Origin of the sequence: Salinicola socius (assembly GCF_001937195.1) — a bacterium.
Classification (GTDB): Bacteria; Pseudomonadota; Gammaproteobacteria; order Pseudomonadales; family Halomonadaceae; genus Salinicola; species Salinicola socius.
In genome coordinates, this window is sequence record NZ_MSDO01000002.1 from 1 (window position 1) to 21,242 (window position 21,242).

Genomic DNA, 21,242 nt, shown 5'->3' on the forward strand with positions numbered 1-21,242 from the left:
CTCCGACAGCGGCGGCCGGGGCGAAGCGGCGCGGATGAAAGCCCCCTGGCTGCACATGGCCTCGCCCGCCGGCATCACCCTGAGCACCCCGGAATCGACCCACCTGGCCCAGGGCCGCTCGCTGAGTATCTCCAGCGGCGAAGACGTCAACATCGCCACCGGCAAGCGCCTGGTCGCCTCGATCTCCGAGAAGCTCTCGCTGTTCGTGCAGAAGGCGGGCATCAAGCTGTTCGCGGCGCGGGGCAAGGTGGAGATGCAAGCGCAGGATGGCGAGATGGCCTTTACCGCGGAGAAAGGCGTCAAGGTGACTTCGACCGAGGGCCGCATCGAAATTCAGGCCGAGAACGGCATCCTGCTGCAGAGCGGCGGCGGCTATATCTTCATCGAAGGCGGCAACATCGAAGTCCACTGCCCGGGTGCCGCGGATATCAAGGGGGCGCAGCACAACTTCGGCGGACCGAAAAGCATGCCCATGGCAGCATCCAAAATGGCGTCTCCAAAAGATTTGGCTACATTTTCAGAACAGGTAAGAGGAATCGATCCTAAACCAATAGACCAAGTCTTGGCACAAATTGCGGATGTGGTCTATCGGCATGAGCCTGTATCTCAGTGGCGTCCTCTCTCGGAAGATGATCTTTTGGCCGATGGCATACGTCCAGACTTACTGGAAGATGAGAGCACTGGGTTCCAGTCGTCAATATATACGGATGGAGATGGAAATTACGTTCTTGCGTTTGCCGGAACGGACTTCAGTGACTGGGGAGGCGACTGGAGACAGGGAAACCTTCCTCAGGGCGCTGGCATGGCAGCTCCTCAATACGTACAAGCCAGGCAGTTATCAGAAATAGCCAAGACAGCTTATGGGGAAAACTTGGTTATCACGGGCCACTCCTTAGGCGGTGGGCTTGCTTCAGCATCTGCCATCACTACGGACACTCCCGCGGTTACCTTCAACGCTGCAGGAATCCATAAGAACACAATCTCTAACCTACCCATCAGTTTCGACGAGGCAAGCCGCATTGCCAACGATGGCTTAATCCGAAGATATAATACGTCTGGCGAAATATTGACATGGGAGCAAGAAGAAGCCTTAGTCGACAGATGGCTACTGCCAGATGCATTAGGCAGAAAAATAACGCTGCCTGACCCTACTCCACTTTCAGGCTGGGAAAAGCATGACCCCATATCAGTAATGGGCAATAGAATATCGGACCATTCCATGAACTCCGCCTTGGAATCATTTTCAAGAACACCCCCTTGGAGCGAGTAAAATGCGTCAGCTCTATTTCAAATATGCCATACTGGCACTTTTCATGGCCTCGGGTTGCACACCTTCGGATAGCGCGGAGAAAGGCGAAATGTTCACTGGAAAAATGGCCAAAGAGTTGGCGCAATCAATCAGCTCCGGCGATGAGAAAAGAACGAAAAAACTCATATCGGAAGGTGCCGAAGTTAACGCAATCGATCAAAAAGGAAGGACGCTTCTTTGGCTCGCCATGGCATCAAATAATCTAGACGATTTCAAAATACTTATTAAAAACGGCGCTGATCCAACGATTCCAAGCTCAAGCGGTGAAACTGTCATTCACACCGCAGCGCGACTGGATACGACCAATTATCTCAAGGAGCTCATTGAGCATGGCGCTCCTGTCGACATCGAAAACAAAGGTGGAGCAACACCGCTTTTCAACGCGGTGGGAAATCCAGCAAAAAACTTTGAACTGCTAATCGATAATGGTGCCAATATAAACCACCAGGACATCGTTGGAGACACCCCTCTTTTCTTCGCCGCCGCCGCAGACGATTATGATCGAATCATGAAGCTTCTACAGCTCGGCGCCAATCCAAAGCAAAAAAATAAAAGAGGTACGACTTTCCAAGCCCCTCTTGCAACAGGACCAAAAGAGGACTCGTACACCGAGGAGAGCCAAGAAAAGCGAGAGAAAATAAGGCAATGGCTCAAAAGCCAAGACATTCAGGTAGAGTTCTAGGGTGTAGAAACTATCTATTTAGTGGCAAGCAGATTGAGAAAGCACAAGTACGACATCGTCTTGGCGTGCTGCCTTGACGATGTGTCATCACGGATGGGCTAGCTCAATCCCCTTTGAGCCCCCGTTATTCCGGGGAGTTAGCAGTCGCCCGACCTGCTCGTCCAGGATCTGCTAGCGTTGATCGAGAAGCCGGCAAGGAAGTCCTGACCACGGCGATGGACTACAATCTTGCGATCACGCGAGAGGCGCTCACCGCGGTCGGTGTACTGAACGACACGGCCTCAAAAAGCGACAGCGACACTCGTTCGCGACCGGTCGCGGGTGAGGTCAGCGATACCGACACCAACGAAGACTGCAACGACTGCGAGCCCCGAAAAAGGGGAAGCACGTTCGTCGCAGGCCGGCGATTCGAGACGGGGGACGGGCGTTGGCCCGAATACCAGCTGAAGATCGCCAATATGGGCGGCGGACCGACCTTTGCTATCGTGGGGCCCAACCGGATCGAGGAGTGGCGATTCAGCGGCGTCGATTTCGATGGATTCTGGTCAGCCAGTTGCACGTTGGTCGAGGCCAAGTATGGCTATCGGCAGTTTCTGGAGCAGGATCTGGATGGGGGGTGGGGGCCGCGAGAAATTGTCAATAGCCGTGGACAGCGGTTGGATTTCATGTCGAAGACGTTTGACAAATTTACAAGCCAGGCTGATCGACAGCACAAAACAATAGAAAGCAATATGCCTCCTGCCAGCCTGATTTGGTATTTTTCGGATGAAGTGGTTCGAAACTATGTCAGGCGAGCTTTTGAACTGAGAGGGGTTCCGGCCCCCTGCATTCACGAGCCTTTTTAAACAGGAATGAGCGAGTAGAGCATTATGAGCTACAAGGGAATGACGCTGCGCTTTTTCATAGAACCACCAGAGAAAGTGATGGCGGCGGAAGATGTCTATGATCAATGGATCAGCATGCTTGATGCGATCAGCCAGGAAGACCCGGTGTTCAGCCATTGGCGCTATGCCTATGGTGAGCAAGGTATATCTATTGACGTCCATGAAAAAACTCGGGTCGTCAAGGATGCCATCAAGTCGGTGAGAGAGTTTGAACGCGGTTATAACGGAATGGGCTTGATGTCATTTGCATGTCGAGGCAACTTTAGCGTCGAGGAAAGGAAATATCACTACACTGAGAATGGCTTTTCTTGGGGCGGAAATCGTCGAGGAATTTTTTCGCTGCGAAATACTCGACTCAAACAGACCGCCTGGCCGAATTACTGGCAGGTCTTTGCCAATTGCCTGCGACAATTGGCCAACGTAATTCCGCCCCGCTGGGCTAATGCTGCTCCATTCGCCTATTACGACTTGGCAGCATTCCCACATCGCGAGTGGGTCGGCTGGATGGCACTGGTGCCGGACGTCGACTTGAGCAACGAGATGCCCTTCGTCGCCCTGGCCGAGTATCTACCCGATATCGGCACCCTGATCGTGACCACCAAAGAGCCGTTCGACCCCGAGAATGAAGAGCATATAAAACTAGCCCGGGCGACCGAGGTGTTTCTGGCCGATAGAGGGCTGTTGCCAGAACGAGGAATTTGATCGGTTTTTAGGCGAGCAACCCCCTCTGCCCTGTCCGAGGGCGTCCAAACCCCTTGGTTTCGTAGACATCTTCAGGCCTTATGCTGAAGGCGCCATGCAGTTGGCGTGGCGCCTCTACCGACTCCTTTCAGACGGATTTGCTTCCGAGCGCGCTGGCCGGATCTTCATCCAGCTCCATGCGCTCGCGTTCGTCGTCGATGATCTTGAGCGCCTGCTCCGGAGTCACTTTGGAGGCCGGCGTGACCAGGCTGACGACGACGCCAACGACCAGCGCGACCAGTACCGCCGGAATGCTGGGGTTGCCCCAGAAGGCCGTCCAGCTGTCCACGTTGATCACTGCCAGCGACGTCGCTGACGCGGCGATCAGGGTGGCGATGGCGCCCTGCCAGTTGTAGCGCGGCCAGAAACGCCCCAGTACGCCACACACGAACATGCCGGCCATGACGGTCGCGATCATGCTGGTGATATAGCTGATCACGTTGTTGGAGGTCAGCGCGAACAGCAGCGCCAGGCCGATGGTAGCGACCAGCGCCAGCCGCGACAGCCCGACGACCTTGCGGGCCGACGGGGTGTGACCGGTGAACAGCACGTAGACATCGCGCAGCAGAATGGAAACGCCAGCGATGGCATCCGAACTCGCGCTGGACATGGTCGCCGACAGCCCCGCGACCAGCAGCAGCAGGCCGAGCCACAGCGGCAGGATCTCGGTGGCCAGGAACGGGAAGGCGAAGTTGCTGTTGTCGAGACCGGGATTCAGCGCATGGGTCGCCATGCCGATGATCGCCGGAATGATCGAGAAGAACAGATAGAGAACGCCGGTGATGATGAACGACTTGCGCACCGAGCCGACCGAATTGCCGGAGTAGATCCGCTGGCGGTAGGAGGGCGTTGCCAGCACGCCGACGGCGATGACGGCGGCAAGGGAGATGGCCGGTACTACCCCGATCTTGTCGACACCCAGGAAGCTGGTGGAGGCGATGTCCATGTTGGTGCCGAGACCGGAGAAGCCGCCGACCTCGACCAGCGCGATGATCGCCATCGCAATGAAGCCGACGAACAGGATCACTGCCTGCACGGTATCGGTCCAGATCACCGCCATGTAGCCGCCGATCACGCAGTAGATGCCGAAGCCCAGCGCCACCAGAATGCGAGCGGTGGTCAGATCGATACCCGCCATCCACGACAGATAGAGCCCGCCGCCGAGGATATGCGCGCCCAGCCAGCCGATACAGGCGATATAGATCAGCACGGCGACGATATTGCGCACCCAACGGTTGGCGCCGACGTAGTAGGAAAGCTCTTCGCTCATGGTCATGAAGCGGAAGCGGCGTACCGGCGCGAACCACAACGCCAGCAGGATCACGCCGATGGAACCGCCGATACCGTAGAGCGCGCCGGCCCAGCCGTTGGCGTAGCCAAAACCGACGGCGCCCATGCTGGAACCGGTACCGACCATGGTTGCCACCGTGGTGCCGATGGTCAGAAAGATCGGGACGCTACGCCCGCCGAGCAGGAAATCGTCGCCGCTGCCGCGGCTGTTGCGAGAGACCCACCACCCGAACGCGATCATGATGATCACGTAGGCGATGAAGGTCCCGAGGAAAACGTGACTGTTCATAACGACCTCTTATAATTGTCGTTCCGGTCGTTGCCGCGACCGGAGCAGTGTGGAATGTCATGGTCCATGGGGTTTTTCACTGCGGTCGCGCCCTTGCCGGGGGCGCGGCCACCTTTCTTTCTCACGCCTTTTCCGGCGTCTGCTTCTTTTCTGCGAGAGTGTCAGTGAATCGGCGCTACATCGAAGCGCTGCAAGCTTCGAAACTAGGCGCGATCGGCTCGATAGCACTTGATGTCCACTTCCACCTTGCAGTCGACGACGAGATCCTGAACGCTGCAGATCCGCGCTGGCGGGTGATCGCCGAACACTTCCTTGAACACCTTGTTGAACGAGCTGAAATAGCGCGCGTCGGTGAGCACGGCAGTGACATGGACCACGTCTTCCACGCCGTAGCCGGCTTCGTCGGCGATCTTCAGGCAGTTGGCGAAGGCCAGCCGCGACTGCTCGACGATGCTGCCTTCGACGACTTCGCCGTCGGTCATCGGGGTCTGGCCGGAGACGAACAGCCAGCCGGCCGCTTCGGTGGCGCGGGCGAAGGGCAGTTTCTGGCCACCGGTGCCGACGCCGCCTTCGACGCCATAACGTTTGATGCTCATACGATTGTCTCCTGGGTTGTCTCGATGATCGGATGGGTAACGCGAGTGAAAATCATGAGGTCGTACGGGAAGGCCGGGCCGACAGCCGGACCTGACGCCGCAGCAGTCGTCCGGCCCGGCGTTCGCTGGCCTCGCCCTGGCGATAGCTGACCACGCCGTTGACGACGACCAGCTCGATGCCGCCGGCCCTGGCGATCGGCGCGGTATAGGTCGCGGTGTCTTCGAGCGTGTCGAGATCGAACAGCACCAGATCGGCGAAGGCGCCGACGCGGATCTCGCCACGGTCGGTGAGACCAAAGTTGGCGGCGGACAGGCCGGTCATCTTGCGCACCGCCTCGGTCAGCGGCAGCAGTTTCAGGTCGCGGCTGTAGTGGGCGAGTACCCGCGGGAACGCGCCCCACAGCCGCGGGTGCGGATGCGGATCGTTGGGCAGGCCGTCGGAGCCGACCATCGACAACGGATGCGACAGCACCTGGCGCATGTCCGCCTCGCTCATGTTGTGATAGACCGCGCCGGCAGGCTGCAGACGCCGGGCCGCGTCCATCAGCGACAGCTCCCACTGTTCGGCGATCGCCTTCAGCGGCTGGCGAGCCATCTCCGGATGCGGGTCGGACCAGGTGATGAAAATGTCGATCTCGTCGGTGACCTGACCCAGATCCAGCGTCGAGGAGCCGGCGGTGTAGGGGTAACAGTCGCAGTGCACGCCGTGGGAAAGCGCGGCGTCGTCGAGCTTGGCCAGCGCCTTGGGCGCGTTGCCCCAGTTGCCGGCACCGGCGCACTTGAGATGCGAGATCACCAGCGGTGCCTGACCGTGCCTGGCGGTGGCGAAGGCCTCGTCCATCGCCTCGGGGAGGCCCGCGAACTCATCGCGCAGATGCGTAGTATAGACGCCGCCGGCGCGGCCGACAGCCTCGACCAGCGTATTCATCTCGGCCGTGGGCGCGTAATAGGCGTTGCGGTAGGCGAGTCCGGAACTCATCCCCACGGCGCCCTCGGCCAGCGCAATTTCCAGCTGTTCGCGCATGGCGGCAATTTCATCGTCGCTGGCGGCCCGGTCGAAGCGATCCATGACCTGGCTACGCAGGCTGGTATGACCGATCAGCGCCGCCACGTTGACGCTGGGTCGCGCCTGCTCGATCGCCTCGGCGTAGGCGGCGAAAGTCGGGTAGCGGAAATCCTCCGCGCGGCCGAGCAGGTTCATCGGGTCCGGCACCTCGTCGGCCAGCTTCACCGGGCTGGCGCTGATGCCGCAGTTGCCGACCACCACGGTGGTGACGCCCTGGGACAGCTTGGGCAGCATTTGGGGAGTGCGGATGACGTTGGTGTCGTCATGGGTGTGCACGTCGATGAAGCCGGGGGTGAGAATCAGTCCCTCGGCATCGATGACTTTTTCCGCCTCCTCGTCGTCCAGATCACCGATGGCGACGATCCGGTCGCCGTCGATCGCGATGTCGGCGGTGAAAGGCTCGCGTCCGCTGCCGTCGATGATGCTGGCGCGGCGAATCAACAAATCGTGAGGCATGGAGGCTCCCGGGTTCTCAATCCCCCAGCGGCTGGCGATTGTCGCCGCCGCGGTGGGCATCGAGGGTGATCTTGAGTCGTCGCAGCTTGTCGCGAGTGCGCGCGCGATGGCGTAGCGCCAGTCCAAGCGCCAGCATGTCGATGGCGGCCATCATGGCGTAGCGCGACGACGACGGAAAATAGATGTAGTCGGTCTCTCGAGCCGCCAACGGCAACGTGATAGTGGCGACCTTGGCCAGCGGCGAACCGGCCGCGGTGATGGCCAGTACCCGAGCACCGTACTGGCGTGCCAGCTCGGCGGCATCATTGATCTCCGGCGTGTAGCCGGTGACCGAAAGCGCCACCACGACGTCGTCGGGCTCCAGGGTCGAGGCGACCATGCGCGGCAAGAGCGCTTGCGGATAGGCGCTGATTGCATAACCGAGACGAACCAGCCGGAACTGCATCTCCTGCGCCATCACCGTCGAGCCGCCGCCAGCGCCGAACACCAGAATCTGGCGGGCGTCGTCGAGCATCGCCACCGCGCCCTCGACGTCCGCCTGCTCCATCAGCGTGCGATTGAGCGCCAGGGTCTGGGCGGCAGTGTCGTAGATCACCCCCAGGCCGTCGTCCTCGCTGGCTTCCTGGATGAAACGGCGACCGGCAGCCAGCGCCCGGGTCAGGCGCGTCTTCAGATCGCGCACGTTGCGGCACTCCACCGCGCGGGCGAAGCGGGTCACCGTGGCATCGCTGACCTCGGCGCGCCTGGCAATCTCGCCGATGCTCGCCTCGGCGACGAAGTCGATATCGTCGAAGATCAGATTGGCGACCTTCTTCTCCGCCTCCCGCAGACTGGGCAGGCAAGCGGTGATATGCGACAGGATGTCGATTTCCTGGGTCACGGAGGGCTCGATATTCGATGAATGGTTTGGCAATGTTAATAACTAACATATTTTTATTTTATGTGTTAGTAAATACCTAATTTGTCCGGTCCGATGACGAACTCGGCCAATGTCCTTATCCCCATGTATCGATACCGACATCACAATGACAATTTTCGATAGGAGAACACCCATGAAACCCTCCATGTCCTCTACTGCCAATGTCCCGGAAAAAGGCACGCCGCTTTCGACCCCCGCCAATCTGCTGACGGACGTCCCGTTGCCGGCGGCGGCGATCTTCGAGGCGCCGCTGGCGCACAATCTGGCCTGGATGCAACGGTTCGCGGACGACCATGGCGCCAAGCTCGCGCCTCACGGCAAGACCACCATGGCACCCAAGCTGTTCAAACGTCAGATCGAAGCGGGGGCCTGGGGTATCACCCTGGCGACGGCGGTGCAGACGGTGGCGGCGCATGCTCACGGCGTCGACCGGGTGCTGATGGTCAATCAGTTGGTCGGACGGCCGAACATGGCGCTGATCGCCGATGCCATCGCCGCCGGGCTGGAGTACTACTGCGTGATCGACGGGATCGAGAACGTTCGCGACCTGGGGGCATTCTTTGCCGCACGAGGTCTCACGCTCCATGTGCTGATCGAGTTGGGTATCGACGGCGGCCGCTGCGGCTGCCGTACTGCCTCGCAGGTCGACGCCCTGGTAGCCGCCATCGCCGAGCAGCCGGCACTGGCGCTGGTGGGTATCGAAGGGTACGAAGGCATGATTGGCGGCGGTGACGAGGTCGCGGCCGTACGCGCCTACGGTGAGCGGCTGGTCGACACCGTTCGCACGTTGCAGGCCAGCGGTTTGCTCAAACGTCAGGCGCCGATCGTTACCGCTTCCGGTTCCAAATGGTTCGACCTGATCGCCGAGGCGTTTGACCTAGCAGAACTGCGCGAACACTACACGCCGGTGCTGCGACCGGGCTGCTACGTGGTGCACGATCACAAGCTCTATGCCGGCGCGATGGACCAGATCAAGGCCCGCGACCCGAACCTCGAGGGCGCGTTGCAGCCTGCACTCGAGGTGTTCGCTCACGTGCAGTCGCTGCCGGAGCCGGGGCTGGCGATCATCGCCCTGGGCAAGCGCGATATCGGCCACGAGCCGGACCTGCCGTTGCCGCTAAGGCTTTATCCCGCAAGCGCCACCTCCGGTGCGGCTTCGAGCGCGCCTGTCGCGGCCGTGGATGTCAGTGCCTGGCGAACGACACACATCATGGATCAGCACGTCTTTCTGCAGATTCCCGAGAACGCCGAGATCGCCGTTGGCGACGTGATTGCCTTTGGCACATCGCACCCCTGCCTGACGTTCGACAAGTGGCGGCGGATGCTGCTTGTGGACGACACGCTGGACGTTCGAGACGTCCTCGAAACCCACTTCTGATGGCGTAGACGTGCGGGTTGTTAAAAAAGTGGAAATGGTTTCCATAAATATTGACGTTCGGCCGCTGCTCGCTTAACTTGGCGATCTCGAGCAGGCGGCAACGGACAGGTTCCGTTGTCGCCTGCCGACAGTTTCCAGGATGAGGCGCGCGACGAATCTCGCGGTTCATCCCCCGAGCGCTCTTCCGTCGGGATGAGACCTAACGAATCATTGACGGAAGTTGTTGTGGCGAGCCATTTGGCTCGCCTTTTTTTTGTGCGCGCCAGGCATGGCGCGCAGCGCCTTGATTGGCGCTGTTCCAGGGGGTGGTGCCTCAGGATGACTTGGGGGTGAAAGTCCCCTGCACGCCTGGCGAGGGGAAGTGCTGGTCAATCGCGCCAAGAGCGCGGTGGACCGGCCGTGGCGCCGTGGGTATCTGGATTATCCCGCTGACCCGACACAAACTGCCGAAGCTGACGCAGGCCAAGGCCAGCTTGCAGCGCCTGATGCAGCGTGCCCGTGAAGTCCTGAAACGCGGAAGAGGGCGCCGCATACGGCGAGTCATCGAAGAACTGACGCCGATCCTGCGGGGCTGGGCCAGCTACTTCAGCCACGTCGATGTGAGGCGCCCCTTGGAAGCCCTGGATCAATGTATACGCCGCCGATTGCGCAGCGTGATGTGGCGGCAGTGGAAACGTCCAAGCACTCGGCGGCGTCAGCTTCTGGCGCTGGGTCGGGACGATCAACGCGCCTGGAAATCAGCGGGGAATGGACGAGGGGCCTGGTGGAATGCGGGTGCCCTGCATCTGCGCCACGCTTTACCTAACCGCTGGTTCGCACAGCCGCGAACTGCTCGCCCAGTTGGTGTGGAACGCAGAGACTCAGACCGCCGTGAAGCAATGGAACTGGTTCCATTTCATGGTCGGGCGCCTCGGTGGGCCGGACGGCATGCCGCTAATGGTGTCGCGCACGGGCTATACCGGCGAACTGGGCTTCGAGGTCTGGTGTCATCCGGATCATGCCGAGCGCTTCTGGGACGCCATCTGGGAGGCCGGTCAGCAATACGGTCTGGCACCTATCGGCCTGGACGCGCTCGATATGCTACGCATCGAAGCGGGCCTGATCTTCGCCGGCCACGAGTTCTGTCCCGAGACCAACCCTTTCGAGGCGGGCATCGGCTTCACCGTACCGCTGAAGTCTAAGGAAGAAGACTTCGTCGGCCGCGAGGCCTTGGCCCGGCAGACACCTGAAAGTCGCCATAAGCTGATGGGGCTGGTGATCGACAGCACGGAGCGGGTGGAACATGGCGATCAGGTCCTTCAGGGGCGCTTTCCGGCCGGGGTGGTGACGAGCGCTACCCAATCCCGCTGCTCAAGCAATCGATCGCGCTGTGCCGACTGGCTCCCGATTTCGCTACCCCGGGACACCGGCTGGAGGTCGGCAAACTCGACGGGCACCAGCAACGTCTGGTGGCAGAAGTGGTGAGCCTGCCTTTTTACGATAAGGAGCGCAGACGTGTGCGCAGTTGAACCTGCGATAAAGAGGGGGCTCCATGATAGTGCAATTGGCAAGCAGGACGCATCACCATTACGCGCTGGGCTCGAAGGCATCGAGCTCTCTTCAGATTCATATATAAAAATCTTATTTAGATATAATGGTTTTATCTCTAAAAACAAAAAGTTGTATCTTTATCACTCAAAGGCTTAGGAGGGGGCGACTTGGCACATAAGTTGCTTTTGTTTTGAAGAGAGAATTTTTCTCAACAGGCAACACAATAATGACATCGAGGCTTTATCGGAGTCGTGGATAAATCGGCAGTCACTAATGCAGTGATTCCCGAAAGCCGGGAACACATCTGAGAAGCTTGAAAACAAGGACAACAACATGAAGGCAGATGATCTTCAAGGCATTTTCGAGATGCACCAGGCCATGAACATAGAAGTCTTTTACTGGTGGTGCACGGCCATTATGTTCATGATTCATGCTGGATTCTTGGCCTATGAAATGGGCGCGTCACGTACGAAGAATGCCTTGAGTTCTGGTATGAAAAATATCCTTACCCTAGCCGCAATCATCCCCGCCTTCTATTTCGTCGGTTGGTGGATTTACAACGCCTTCCCCAACGGCCTGATACCCATCGATGCCGCGGCTGCTCTGCCTTGGAGCCCGAGCATGCGCCCTGATGTGGACGACATGGGCACCGGCGTCTTCTTCGCAGCGTTCGCGCTGTTCGGCGCCACTACCGGGTCGATCCTCTCCGGTGCGGTTATCGAGCGTATTCGCCTGAGCGCCTTCCTGATCCTTGCGGTGGTACTGGGCGCCGGCGTGTGGATTCTGGCCGGGGCCTGGGGCTGGCATCCGGACGGCTGGATGCTGGCCAAGCTCGGCTATCATGATGTTGGCGCAGCGGGCGTCGTGCATGCGGTAGCCGGCTTCTTCGCCCTCGGCGTGCTCCTCAACCTGGGCGCGCGGATTGGCAAGTACAAGGATGGCAAGCCCCAGGACATTCCACCGCACAACTTGCCGATGACCCTGATCGGCCTGATGATGATCATCGTTGGCTTTTTCGGCTTCATCGGTGGCTGTATCATCTTCAACACCGGAGAAACCGGCTGGACCACCATCTACGGCACCCGCACCAACCTCTCTGCCTTCGCTTTCAATACCCTAATGGGCTTCGGTGGCGGCGTGATTGGCGCCTACCTGTCGTCTCGCGATCCCTTCTGGACTATATCCGGCGCCTTGGGCGGCATTATCACGGTCGGGGCCGGCCTGGACCTTTACTATCCTGGCCTTGCCTTCGCCCTGGCGGCCAGTGGAGGCGCCCTGATGCCGAAGATCGGCGGCTTCCTCGAAAAACGTGGTCTGGACGATGCCGTCGGTGCGTTCGCGGTACACGGCTTCTGCGGTTTCTACAGCGTAGTTCTGGTCGGCATCTTCGCTGCCGGCTTCCCGAACGTAGGCGAAGGCGTACCTGACGTCTCCTTTAGTGGCCAATTGCTAGGTGCCGTCGTCATGGCGCTGACTGGCTTCATTCCGGGTTGGGGTATTTCCTACGTTCTCAAGAAGTGCAACTCGCTGCGCGTGCCGGCACATGTCGAAGTGCTGGGGCTCGATCTGGTCGAGATTCCGGCCAAGCCCTATCCGGAAACCGCCCCCTCCAGCACGTCGGCCTCCTCGCTGGCGAGCACCAGCAAGCCAGAGGGAACGACCGCACAAGCAACCCTGCGCTAGAGCCAGGAAATGAGTTGATACCGCGTACTATCTCGAACCATCCAAGAAACCACCGGTGCCCGCCAGGGCATCATAGGAGAGCGAAAATGAACCCGAGCATCGATTTGCAAAGCGCCATGAACTACCTGCTTTTCTCCAGCAACCCGATCGCCATCGACGCCAGCCTGATAGTAGAGCTAGGGCTTTGTTTACTGTTGAGTGCTAGCATTATGAAGCATGAAAATGCTTCTTTTAAAAAGCACGAATCCATACAGCGCTAATTCTTGGATTCAGCCAATAAACGTAATACCTCCGGTTTTTAGTGCATCTGAATATTCGCCAGAAACCCCTGGGCGAGTATTCGATAATCCAAATTTTCTGGGACGACTATCGAGCTGTTCTATCGCTCGCCAAAGCTTGGTATCGATAACTCTTCGAAAATCGATGCCGTATCACCTACTCGGCATGCCATTTCCAGTGTGCTCAGGCATTTAGCCATCGAATTCAGGAGCGTGTCGTTGGCCAGTGCGCTGCGCATTACGTTCAGGTAAGTCGAGAACGCCCAAATATCCACCAGCCTGGACACGCTCAGCCGCCTCTGGCCGATCTCCAAGCTGTTCAGCGATTTCGACCTCGTGGGCCGTGGTGCCCAGCACGTGAAGGCCGGTAAAGGCATGGAGGTGGTGCGTACCGGCACCGTGGTTGGTCATACGTACCATCTCCTCAGCTATCGCCAGGGTCCCAAGAAGCGCTACGAACCCTTCCTGATCACGATGGATGATGCCAGCGAGGTCTTCCCGAACTTCAGCCATGCCGGGCATGAGTTCATCTACCTCCTCGAGGGGCAGCTGCTCTATCGCCATGGCGAACGCTTCTACGAGATGGGCCCGGGGGGACAGCCTGGCATTCGACGCGGCCGTGCCGCACGGGCCGGAACAGCTGATTGAAGTGCCCATCAAGCTACTCTCCATCATGCACTACGATGGTGACGAGGAAGCCTGACGCCGCAACCTTCTCCTTCTTACACGCTAACTGCGATGAACTATTTTTTATGTTGCCGTGGCAAGCCTGGCCTCACATCGGTTGTGTCCCGTAGCGGGGGTAGGTTAAATAAAAAGGCTGACGTCGATTCGACATTCGGCGCGTTTCGACTGCCACAAGAGGCCTACAGTGTGAATCATCAAGGACGGAAACCCGCCCAGGGAAAGTCAGGGCGTCTGAAAGCGATCATGGCCGTTGGCCTGGGCGCGGCGAGTCTCATCTGTGCCGGCATGGCCCAGGCCCAGCTCGAGGAGCTGGATGTCATGAAGAATCCGGCCACGGCGGAAAAGCCCTTCGAGGGCACGGCCGAGCTTGGCTATCACAAGATCAGCGGCAACAGTAATAGCGAGAGCCTGCTGGCGGGGGCGGACATGACCTGGTTCAACGCGCCCTGGTCCTACAATCTGCAGCTGAACGCGAGGAGCGCCAGCGACGATGACGAGACCTCTGCGGAGGAGTATCTGGTTGCCGGGCGCACGCGTTACAACCTCTCCACCTACAACTATCTGTTCGGACTGGCACGCTGGGACAAGGATCGGTTCTCGGGTTACGACTCCCAGTCGACCCTGGTGGGCGGCTACGGGCGCCAGCTGCTCATCGGCCCGCCGCAGTCGCTGACCGTGGAAGTGGGCCCGGGTGTACGCCACGACGAGTATGAAGATGGCGGCCATGACAACGTCGGCCTGGTCTACGCTGGCCTGGACTACGACTGGCAGTTCTCCGATACCTCGAATTTCTCTCAATCGTTGGCGACCGAAGCCTCGGAGAAGAACCTCATCGGCCGCTCGGAAACGGCCTTGACGGTAGCGATGAATGACACGCTGTCGCTCAAGCTCGCCTACGAGGTCGAGTTCAACGACAACCCACCGCCTGGCGCCTCCAGCCAGACGGATACCACCACCGGGGTGTCGCTGGTCTACAACCTGTGATTCGTCGCAGCGTATGAGCCAGGCACTCTCGTCAGACGAGTGATCAACCAGGCGAGTGATCAACCAGATACGTGAAACGGAAACGGGGCCTTGGCCCCGTTTTTGTTCGATTCATCGCGACGGTACGATTCGGCTCAATTCTGGACCGAGATGACGGAGCCACCGTCGACACGAACATTGCTGCCGTTGACGAACGAGGCGTGCTGCGACACCAGCATGGCGATGACGAAAGCCACTTCCCTGGCCTCCCCGCGGCGTTTGGCGACGATCCCGGGGCGCTCCTCCTCCAGAAAACTCTCGATCGCTTCCTCCAAGGAACAGCCGAGCTGCTCGGCGCGCTGTTTCATCATGCCATCCGTCATCGGCGAGGCGATGAAAGCCGGCGCGACGGTGTTGCAGAGCACGCCATGGGCGGCTTCCTTGTAGGAGAGGTTCTTGATGAACGTGCTGAGCGAGGCCTTGGCGGTGTTGTAGACCGCTTCTTCCCAGTAGGGCTGAACGGTGTTCTCCGACGTGAGGCAGATGAAGCGACCCCAGCCACGATCGCGCATCGCGGGAATGGTCGCTCTTGCCACTCGCACCGCCGAGAAAAAGTCGATCTGCCAGGCGTGTTCGTAATCGTCGTCGCTCAGCTCCAGCGGGTCACCCTTGGCGCCAGTGACGCCTGCGGTATGAACGACGATATCGATCACGCCGAAGCGCTCGATCCCCTGTCGAACCAGCGCATCGACATCCGCCTGATCGGTGACATCGGCGGCAATGCAGAGCGGATCGCCATCGATCTCGACGGCCGCGCGGGAGAGGGCGTCCGCGTCGAGATCGCTGAGAATCAGATTGACGCCTTCGGCGGACAGGCACTGGGCGGTGGCCAGACCGATGCCACCCTGGGCGCCGGTGATCAGTGCGGTTTTACCGCGAATTGCCAAATCCATGGCCAAGCTCCTTGCTTGATGGGAGATTGCTGCGAAGGTATCAAGTGACAATGCCTCCAGCATGGTCAAGGTCGCGGTTTATCGCCAATCGTCGCCATCGATGGTTTGTCTTGCGGCGGGGCTATCGAGCGGCAAGAATGGCGCCCGATCGTGGCTGCCGCACGCGCCGAAGCCAGCCACGAGCCTCACCGAGTCAGAAACCGCTGGCAAAGCGGTGACACCATCATTTGCAGGGAACGCCATGAAATTCCGCCATCTTCCAACGGTGTTGTGCCTGGGCGTCGCCGCGCCGGGTGCCGTGCTGGCACAATCGGCCTCGACGCCGTCATCTCCGACGCCCCTGCCCTCGAGTTCATCGGCACAAGCGCAGCCGGTCATCGAAGTCACGGCGCCGCGGCTCGCTCGCGAGCTTTATGCCACCCCGGCCGCCGTCTCGGTGATCGAGCGCGACGAGATCCAGCAGGGCCAGCAGCGGGTTCGGCTGGACGAGTCGCTGGTCACGGTTCCCGGCGTGTTCATCCAGAACCGCGATAACTTCGCTCAAGGACAGCGGGTTTCCATCCGCGGGTTCGGGGCGCGGGCGCCGTTCGGTGTGCGCGGGATCACGGTGATCGTCGATGGTATCCCCTACACCTTGCCGGATGGTCAGGCCCAGCTCGACGCCATCGATCTCGACGGCGCCGAGCGCATCGAGGTGATCCGCGGGCCGGCGGCGGTGCAGTACGGCAACGCCGCCGGTGGCGTGATCAGCGTGACCACCGCCGATGGCAGCGATGATCCCGGCAGCCATATTCGTGTGGAAGGCGGCAGTGACGGCTACCAGAAGTACGCGGTCAGCAACGGTGGCGTGAACGGCCCGTGGTCGCATCACGTCAGCGTGTCGGCGCTCAACGTCGATGGTTATCGAGACCACAGTTCGACCGAGAAATATCTGCTCAACGCCAAGCTGCGGCGTGAACTCGGCAGTGATCGCGCGCTGACGGCGATCGTCAATCTGCTCGACAACCCGCGTTCGGAAGATCCGGGTGGCCTGACCCGCGCACAGGTCCACGAAGATCGCGATCAGGCGGGTGCGTTTACCGAGGAGTACGACACCGGCCAGAGCGTCGATCAGCAGGTGCTGGGGTTGCAGTACCAGGATCTGTCGGCAGGGCCGGGCGAGTTCTACCTCAAGGGGTTCTACCTCCAGCGCGATTTCGAACAGCAGTTGCCTTATCCCGGTGACAGCCTGATCGATTACGACCGCGACTATTACGGCGCCAGCGCCGAATATCATCAGACGCTGAGCCTGGGCGACATGCCGTTGCGTTACGTGGCCGGGCTCGATCTGGCGCGGCAGGAAGACGACCGGGGTCGCCAGAACGTCGAATTCGATGGCACGGTGACCGGCAAGGTCGCCGACGAAACCCAGACGGCCACCTCGGTCGGCACTTTCCTGCAGGGGGACCTCGATCTCACCGAGCGCTGGACGTTGTCGCTGGGCGGGCGCTACGACCGGGTCGATCTCGATATCGACGACGACTATCTCAGTGACGGCGACAACAGCGGCGACCGCGTGTTCCACGAGTGGAGCGGCTCGGCCGGGTTGAGCTATCGCTATCGTCGCGACCACCAGGTCTACGTCAATACCGGAACCGCCTACGAGACGCCGACCTTCTCCGAGTTCGCCAATCCGGCGGGTATCGGCGGCTTCAATCCGGATATCGAACCGCAGAAGTCCTGGAATCGCGAGATCGGCCTGCGCGGCAACTTCGACAATGGTCTCGATTACGACGTGGCGCTGTTCTCGGTGCGGGTGCGCGACGAACTGGTGCCCTACGAGGGAGAGGATGGACGCACCTTCTACGAGAATGCCGGTGACAGCGACCGTGACGGGCTCGAAGTCGCGCTGGGCTGGCAGTTCGATCCGAGCTGGCGAATCGACAGCGCGCTGACCCTGGCCAAGTACGAGTTCGATAGCTACGACGGTGAAGCGGGCGACTACAGCGGCAATCGCATCCCCGGCCTGCCGGAACAGACCTGGGTCAATCGTCTGATCTGGCAGGGGCTGGATCAGCGCTTTGCCGCGCTCGAAACGCAATACGTCGGCGACATGGTGGCCGACAACGCGGGCGACGTCGAAGTCGGCGACTACTGGCTGATCAACCTGCGCGGGGGAGACGGCTGGCGTCTGGGTGGCGATACCGTACTCAAGCTCTACGGCGGTATTCGCAACCTGTTCGATATCGAGCACTACGCCAACGTGCGGATCAATGCCAACAACGACCGCTATTTCGAGCCGGCACCGGGCAGAACGGTCTATGCTGGTATCGGTATCGACTTCTGAGGCGCGGGCATTCGACGCGTCGACAGGGCAAACATGAGAGCGGCGACCGAGTATCGCCGCCATCAACGATGATTCAAGGAACCGCCATGCGTATTCTCATTCCATTCGTCGGGGCCCTGGTCCTGCTCTCCCTGATCGGTGGCTGCACGTTCAACCGCTACAACGATGGGCAGCGCGAGGTAAAGCCGGGCGTGCCTCAGGAAGGGCCGACCAGCAACCCGGCGGATGCATCGCGCGGACAGAATGGTTCCGGCGAGCTGCCGTAACGGTCGCCATCCGTTCTGACTGGATGCAAAAAGCCGCCCGTGGGCGGCTTTTGGGTTGACGGTGCATCGAGGCATCCTGTCAGGCCTGATAGTCGCTCTCGGAGTAGAGCACGCGCAGACGCAGCGTGTGGTCGACCTGCTTGAGCGCTTCCAGCGCCTGCTTGCCGTAGGCCTTGTCGACGTCGATGACGACGTAACCGACCTTGTCGTTGGTCTGCAGGAACTGGCCGGCGATGTTGATGCCATTTTCGGACAACACCCGGTTGATCTCGAACAGCACGCCGGGCACGTTTTCGTGGATGTGCAGCAGGCGGTGCTTGTCCGGATGAGACGGCAGCGCCACTTCGGGGAAGTTGACCGAGGTGATGGTGGTGCCGTTGTCGGAGTAGGTCACCAGCTTCTCGGCGACTTCGATACCGATGTTCTGCTGCGCTTCCAGCGTGGAGCCGCCGATGTGCGGGGTCAGGATCACGTTCTCGAGCCCGCGCAGCGGCGAGGTGAACTCTTCGTCGGCGCCCTTGGGTTCGACCGGGAAGACGTCGATCGCCGCGCCCAGCAGCTTGCCGCTCTTGAGCGACTCGGCCAGGGCCTCGATATCGACGACCGAACCGCGAGAAGCGTTGATCAGAATGCCGCCCTGCTTCATCAGCAAGATCTGCTCGGCGCCGATCATCCAGCGCGTCGAGGGGAGGTCCGGCACGTGGAGGCTGACCACGTCGGCGCGCGCCAGCAGTTCCTCAAGGCTGCCCACCTGACGCGCATTCCCCATCGCCAGCTTGGTCACCACGTCGTAGTAGAGCACGTCGAGGCCGAGCGATTCGGCGAGTACCGAGAGCTGGGCGCCGATGCTGCCGTAGCCGACGATCCCCAGCGTCTTGCCGCGGGTCTCGTGAGAATTCCTGGCGGATTTCAGCCAGCCGCCCTGGTGCGCGCGGGCGTTCTTCTCGGGAATGCCGCGCAGTAGCATGACCGTCTCGGCGAGCACCAGCTCCGCGACCGAACGGGTATTGGAGTAGGGCGCGTTGAACACCGGAATGGCACGCTTCAGTGCCGCATCGAGGTCGACCTGATTGGTGCCGATACAGAAACAGCCGACCGCGGTCAGTTTTTCGGCCGCGTCGAAGACCCGCTCGGTAAGCTGGGTTCGGGAGCGAATGCCGATGAAGTGCACGTCGCGGATCTTGTCGATCAGATCCTCTTCGGTCAGCGACGTGGAGAGCGTCTCGATGCTGGTGTAACCCGCGTTCAGCAGCGTGTCCACGGCGGACTGGTGGATACCCTCGAGCAGGAGGATCTTGATCTTGCTCTTGTCCAGAGACGTCTTGGCCATTGGTGGATCAACCCTTCTTCATCGGCTTGTGGCGACGGTGGCATCAAAGCGGCGTCGCGGTCATGGGGAAGACCTGGCGGGGCTGTAGCAGGAGCCTCCGCTTCAGCGGCGCCAGCGGGCGCACAGCTTAACACAGGCGCTGTGTGGCGGGATGAAAATGACGCGTCTTCAACCTGAAGCGAATGCATCCGCCTTGCGCCTCTCCTCGCGCATGCAGCTATCCAGAACCGGGTTCGTACGGTCCCACAGCAGAACAGGGGCTCGGATTTGCCGCCAAGGGCAGACGACCCCCGGGGGCAGCGGTGTATACTGAGGAGCCGTTTCCGAACTGGCGCGGCGGCGTTTCGGCGCTCGCGCCTCGAAGAACGCGCTCGGCGCCATTGCGGCGTTTGCGAGCGATGACATGAGAGTCCCATGCCCGACAAGATGGCTGACAAGGAAGTTCCCCAGGACGTCTCGACGGACGTTTCCCAGAACGTTGCTCAGGATTTTGCCGCCACGCTGGACCAGCTCGAGACGCTGGTAGCCCAGCTCGAGTCCGGTGAATTGTCGCTGGAAGCCTCGTTGACGGCGTTCGAGCGCGGCATTCGGCTGACGCGGGATGCCCAGCATCGGCTCGATAGCGCAGAACTCAAGGTGCAGGCGTTGCTCGAACAGGGCGACGGATCGCTGCAGGCCGCGCCGTTCGAGGCCCGCGAACCGTTCGACGGCCGGGAGCCGAACGATGGGCGTTGAGATGCCTCTTGCCGAGGGACGGATCGATGCCGCGCGCGCGCGAAGCGAGCAGGTGCTGGCCGAGTGGCTCGATCGTCGGGATGGAGTCTGCGCGCCCCTCGACGATGCCATTCGCTACAGCGTGCTGGGTACCGGCAAGCGGCTGCGTCCGGTGCTGGTCTATCTGGCCGGACGGGCGCTCGGCGCCGAAGAGCGCGCGCTGGATGCGCCTGCGGCGGCCATCGAGATGATCCACGCCTATTCGCTGGTCCATGATGATCTGCCGGCAATGGATGATGACGACCTGCGCCGCGGCCGGCCGACGGTGCATCGCGCCTTCGACGAGCCGCTGGCGATTCTGGCCGGCGATGCGCTGCAGACGCTGGCGTTCGAGGTGCTGGCGTCCCGCCCCCATCCACGTCTGGGTGCGCTGATCGCCACGCTCGCTCAGGCGGCGGGCCGGGATGGCATGGCGGCGGGGCAGGCGATCGATCTGGGTGCCGTCGGCGCGTCGATGGATCTCGCGATGTTGCAGGCGATGCATCAGCACAAGACCGGGGCATTGATTCGCGCCGCGGTGCGGATGGGCGCGCTGGTGGCGGTCGACGAGACCGACCCGCGGGTCGCGGCACTGGATCGTTACGCCGCCGCGATGGGTCTGGCGTTCCAGATCCACGACGACGTACTCGACGTCACCGGCGATACCCAGACGCTGGGCAAGATCTCCGGCGCCGATGCACGTCGTGAAAAACCTACCTATCCCGCCCTGCTCGGTGTCGAGCAGGCGAAAGATCGCGCCCGCGAGCTGCTGAACGAAGCGCTCGAATCTCTCGAGCCGCTGGGCGAGGCCGGCCAACCGCTGGCGGCGCTGGCTCGATTCATGATCGATCGCGATCACTGAC

The 21,242-nt window shown here is 60.7% G+C and carries 20 protein-coding genes and 2 pseudogenes; 16 read left to right on the plus strand and 6 right to left on the minus strand.

Annotated features, from left to right (window positions below):
- From BTW07_RS20125 to BTW07_RS01700, 4 genes are all read left to right on the plus strand, one after another.
- Positions 1-1,270, plus strand: a 1,270-nt coding sequence (locus BTW07_RS20125; RefSeq protein ID WP_244158290.1) for a DUF2345 domain-containing protein, incomplete at its 5' end; no start/stop codon positions are given.
- Position 1,271: 1 nt separating this feature from the next.
- Entirely contained in the window at positions 1,272-1,991 is a 720-nt protein-coding gene (locus tag BTW07_RS01690) for an ankyrin repeat domain-containing protein (RefSeq protein WP_075568434.1), read from the plus strand.
- A 215-nt stretch (positions 1,992-2,206) separates the two neighbouring features.
- Complete coding sequence (locus BTW07_RS01695; RefSeq protein WP_075568435.1) at positions 2,207-2,836, plus strand: Tox-REase-5 domain-containing protein; 630 nt, start codon at positions 2,207-2,209, stop codon at positions 2,834-2,836.
- A gap of 24 nt (positions 2,837-2,860) precedes the next feature.
- The gene (locus tag BTW07_RS01700; RefSeq protein WP_075568436.1) at positions 2,861-3,577 is read left to right on the plus strand and encodes an Imm52 family immunity protein; all 717 of its coding nucleotides are present in this window, start codon (positions 2,861-2,863) and stop codon (positions 3,575-3,577) included.
- A 127-nt stretch (positions 3,578-3,704) separates the two neighbouring features.
- Here BTW07_RS01700 and BTW07_RS01705 read toward each other — a convergent pair whose 3' ends face one another.
- The 4 genes from BTW07_RS01705 to BTW07_RS01720 all read right to left on the minus strand — a co-directional run bounded on the left by BTW07_RS01705 (position 3,705) and on the right by BTW07_RS01720 (position 8,193).
- The gene (locus tag BTW07_RS01705; RefSeq protein ID WP_075568437.1) at positions 3,705-5,195 is read right to left on the minus strand and encodes a sodium:solute symporter family protein; all 1,491 of its coding nucleotides are present in this window, start codon (positions 5,193-5,195) and stop codon (positions 3,705-3,707) included.
- Between the two features lie 203 nt (positions 5,196-5,398).
- Positions 5,399-5,791 carry a RidA family protein gene (locus BTW07_RS01710; protein WP_075568438.1) on the minus strand — a complete coding sequence of 131 codons (393 nt, stop codon included), beginning with the start codon at positions 5,789-5,791 and terminating at the stop codon, positions 5,399-5,401.
- Between the two features lie 52 nt (positions 5,792-5,843).
- Positions 5,844-7,313, minus strand: coding sequence for an N-acyl-D-amino-acid deacylase family protein (locus BTW07_RS01715; RefSeq protein ID WP_075568439.1), 1,470 nt, complete (start codon positions 7,311-7,313; stop codon positions 5,844-5,846).
- Positions 7,314-7,329: 16 nt separating this feature from the next.
- The gene (locus BTW07_RS01720; RefSeq protein ID WP_075568440.1) at positions 7,330-8,193 is read right to left on the minus strand and encodes a MurR/RpiR family transcriptional regulator; all 864 of its coding nucleotides are present in this window, start codon (positions 8,191-8,193) and stop codon (positions 7,330-7,332) included.
- A 172-nt stretch (positions 8,194-8,365) separates the two neighbouring features.
- Between BTW07_RS01720 and BTW07_RS01725 the strand changes: the two genes are divergently transcribed.
- The 8 genes and pseudogenes from BTW07_RS01725 (at position 8,366) to BTW07_RS01750 (ending at position 14,772) form a co-directional block, all read left to right on the plus strand.
- On the plus strand, positions 8,366-9,610 hold the full coding sequence (locus tag BTW07_RS01725; protein WP_244158291.1) for an amino acid deaminase: 1,245 nt from the start codon (positions 8,366-8,368) through the stop codon (positions 9,608-9,610).
- Between the two features lie 485 nt (positions 9,611-10,095).
- Positions 10,096-10,248 (plus strand): annotated as a pseudogene (locus tag BTW07_RS20130) (group II intron maturase-specific domain-containing protein); the annotation flags it as partial.
- A gap of 130 nt (positions 10,249-10,378) precedes the next feature.
- A pseudogene (locus BTW07_RS20135) lies at positions 10,379-10,726 on the plus strand (hypothetical protein); the annotation flags it as partial.
- Between the two features lie 260 nt (positions 10,727-10,986).
- Positions 10,987-11,118: a hypothetical protein gene (locus tag BTW07_RS20140; RefSeq protein ID WP_244158300.1), complete on the plus strand. Its 132-nt coding sequence runs from the start codon at positions 10,987-10,989 to the stop codon at positions 11,116-11,118.
- Positions 11,119-11,473: 355 nt separating this feature from the next.
- Positions 11,474-12,823 carry an ammonium transporter gene (locus tag BTW07_RS01740; RefSeq protein WP_075568442.1) on the plus strand — a complete coding sequence of 450 codons (1,350 nt, stop codon included), beginning with the start codon at positions 11,474-11,476 and terminating at the stop codon, positions 12,821-12,823.
- An 86-nt stretch (positions 12,824-12,909) separates the two neighbouring features.
- Entirely contained in the window at positions 12,910-13,083 is a 174-nt protein-coding gene (locus tag BTW07_RS19965; protein WP_167369270.1) for a hypothetical protein, read from the plus strand.
- Between the two features lie 375 nt (positions 13,084-13,458).
- On the plus strand, positions 13,459-13,749 hold the full coding sequence (locus BTW07_RS20145; RefSeq protein ID WP_244158292.1) for a cupin domain-containing protein: 291 nt from the start codon (positions 13,459-13,461) through the stop codon (positions 13,747-13,749).
- A 225-nt stretch (positions 13,750-13,974) separates the two neighbouring features.
- Positions 13,975-14,772 (plus strand): DUF481 domain-containing protein, encoded by a 798-nt coding sequence (locus BTW07_RS01750; protein WP_158025847.1) that lies wholly within the window; start codon positions 13,975-13,977, stop codon positions 14,770-14,772.
- 134 nt (positions 14,773-14,906) lie between these two features.
- Here the strand turns inward: BTW07_RS01750 and BTW07_RS01755 are convergent, their stop codons facing one another.
- Complete coding sequence (locus BTW07_RS01755; protein ID WP_075568443.1) at positions 14,907-15,704, minus strand: SDR family NAD(P)-dependent oxidoreductase; 798 nt, start codon at positions 15,702-15,704, stop codon at positions 14,907-14,909.
- Positions 15,705-15,945: 241 nt separating this feature from the next.
- Here BTW07_RS01755 and BTW07_RS01760 point away from each other — a divergent pair, with 241 nt between their 5' ends.
- Positions 15,946-18,030 carry a TonB-dependent receptor family protein gene (locus tag BTW07_RS01760; protein WP_075568444.1) on the plus strand — a complete coding sequence of 695 codons (2,085 nt, stop codon included), beginning with the start codon at positions 15,946-15,948 and terminating at the stop codon, positions 18,028-18,030.
- 86 nt (positions 18,031-18,116) lie between these two features.
- Positions 18,117-18,296 (plus strand): hypothetical protein, encoded by a 180-nt coding sequence (locus BTW07_RS01765; protein ID WP_075568445.1) that lies wholly within the window; start codon positions 18,117-18,119, stop codon positions 18,294-18,296.
- Positions 18,297-18,375: 79 nt separating this feature from the next.
- Here the strand turns inward: BTW07_RS01765 and serA are convergent, their stop codons facing one another.
- Positions 18,376-19,626, minus strand: a complete 1,251-nt coding sequence (gene serA / locus BTW07_RS01770) for a phosphoglycerate dehydrogenase (RefSeq protein ID WP_075568446.1) — start codon at positions 19,624-19,626, stop codon at positions 18,376-18,378.
- A gap of 426 nt (positions 19,627-20,052) precedes the next feature.
- Here serA and BTW07_RS01775 point away from each other — a divergent pair, with 426 nt between their 5' ends.
- Together BTW07_RS01775 and ispA are read left to right on the plus strand one after the other, a co-directional pair.
- Positions 20,053-20,361 carry an exodeoxyribonuclease VII small subunit gene (locus BTW07_RS01775; RefSeq protein WP_075568644.1) on the plus strand — a complete coding sequence of 103 codons (309 nt, stop codon included), beginning with the start codon at positions 20,053-20,055 and terminating at the stop codon, positions 20,359-20,361.
- Positions 20,351-21,241, plus strand: coding sequence for a (2E,6E)-farnesyl diphosphate synthase (ispA, locus tag BTW07_RS01780; RefSeq protein WP_075568447.1), 891 nt, complete (start codon positions 20,351-20,353; stop codon positions 21,239-21,241). The genes BTW07_RS01775 and ispA overlap by 11 nt, the downstream gene beginning before the upstream one ends.
- The last annotated feature ends 1 nt before the right edge of the window (position 21,242 follow it).

Excerpts from the sequence above, each read along its gene's own strand:
- BTW07_RS01690 (WP_075568434.1), top strand. The coding sequence starts at position 1,272 with ATGCGTCAGCTCTATTTCAAATATGCCATACTGGCACTTTTCATGGCC.
- BTW07_RS01695 (WP_075568435.1), top strand. The coding sequence starts at position 2,207 with ATGGACTACAATCTTGCGATCACGCGAGAGGCGCTCACCGCGGTCGGT.
- BTW07_RS01700 (WP_075568436.1), top strand. The coding sequence starts at position 2,861 with ATGAGCTACAAGGGAATGACGCTGCGCTTTTTCATAGAACCACCAGAG.
- BTW07_RS01705 (WP_075568437.1), bottom strand. The coding sequence starts at position 5,195 with ATGAACAGTCACGTTTTCCTCGGGACCTTCATCGCCTACGTGATCATC.
- BTW07_RS01710 (WP_075568438.1), bottom strand. The coding sequence starts at position 5,791 with ATGAGCATCAAACGTTATGGCGTCGAAGGCGGCGTCGGCACCGGTGGC.
- BTW07_RS01715 (WP_075568439.1), bottom strand. The coding sequence starts at position 7,313 with ATGCCTCACGATTTGTTGATTCGCCGCGCCAGCATCATCGACGGCAGC.
- BTW07_RS01725 (WP_244158291.1), top strand. The coding sequence starts at position 8,366 with ATGAAACCCTCCATGTCCTCTACTGCCAATGTCCCGGAAAAAGGCACG.
- BTW07_RS01740 (WP_075568442.1), top strand. The coding sequence starts at position 11,474 with ATGAAGGCAGATGATCTTCAAGGCATTTTCGAGATGCACCAGGCCATG.
- BTW07_RS19965 (WP_167369270.1), top strand. The coding sequence starts at position 12,910 with ATGAACCCGAGCATCGATTTGCAAAGCGCCATGAACTACCTGCTTTTC.
- BTW07_RS01755 (WP_075568443.1), bottom strand. The coding sequence starts at position 15,704 with ATGGATTTGGCAATTCGCGGTAAAACCGCACTGATCACCGGCGCCCAG.
- BTW07_RS01760 (WP_075568444.1), top strand. The coding sequence starts at position 15,946 with ATGAAATTCCGCCATCTTCCAACGGTGTTGTGCCTGGGCGTCGCCGCG.
- BTW07_RS01765 (WP_075568445.1), top strand. The coding sequence starts at position 18,117 with ATGCGTATTCTCATTCCATTCGTCGGGGCCCTGGTCCTGCTCTCCCTG.
- serA (WP_075568446.1), bottom strand. The coding sequence starts at position 19,626 with ATGGCCAAGACGTCTCTGGACAAGAGCAAGATCAAGATCCTCCTGCTC.
- BTW07_RS01775 (WP_075568644.1), top strand. The coding sequence starts at position 20,053 with ATGGCTGACAAGGAAGTTCCCCAGGACGTCTCGACGGACGTTTCCCAG.
- ispA (WP_075568447.1), top strand. The coding sequence starts at position 20,351 with ATGGGCGTTGAGATGCCTCTTGCCGAGGGACGGATCGATGCCGCGCGC.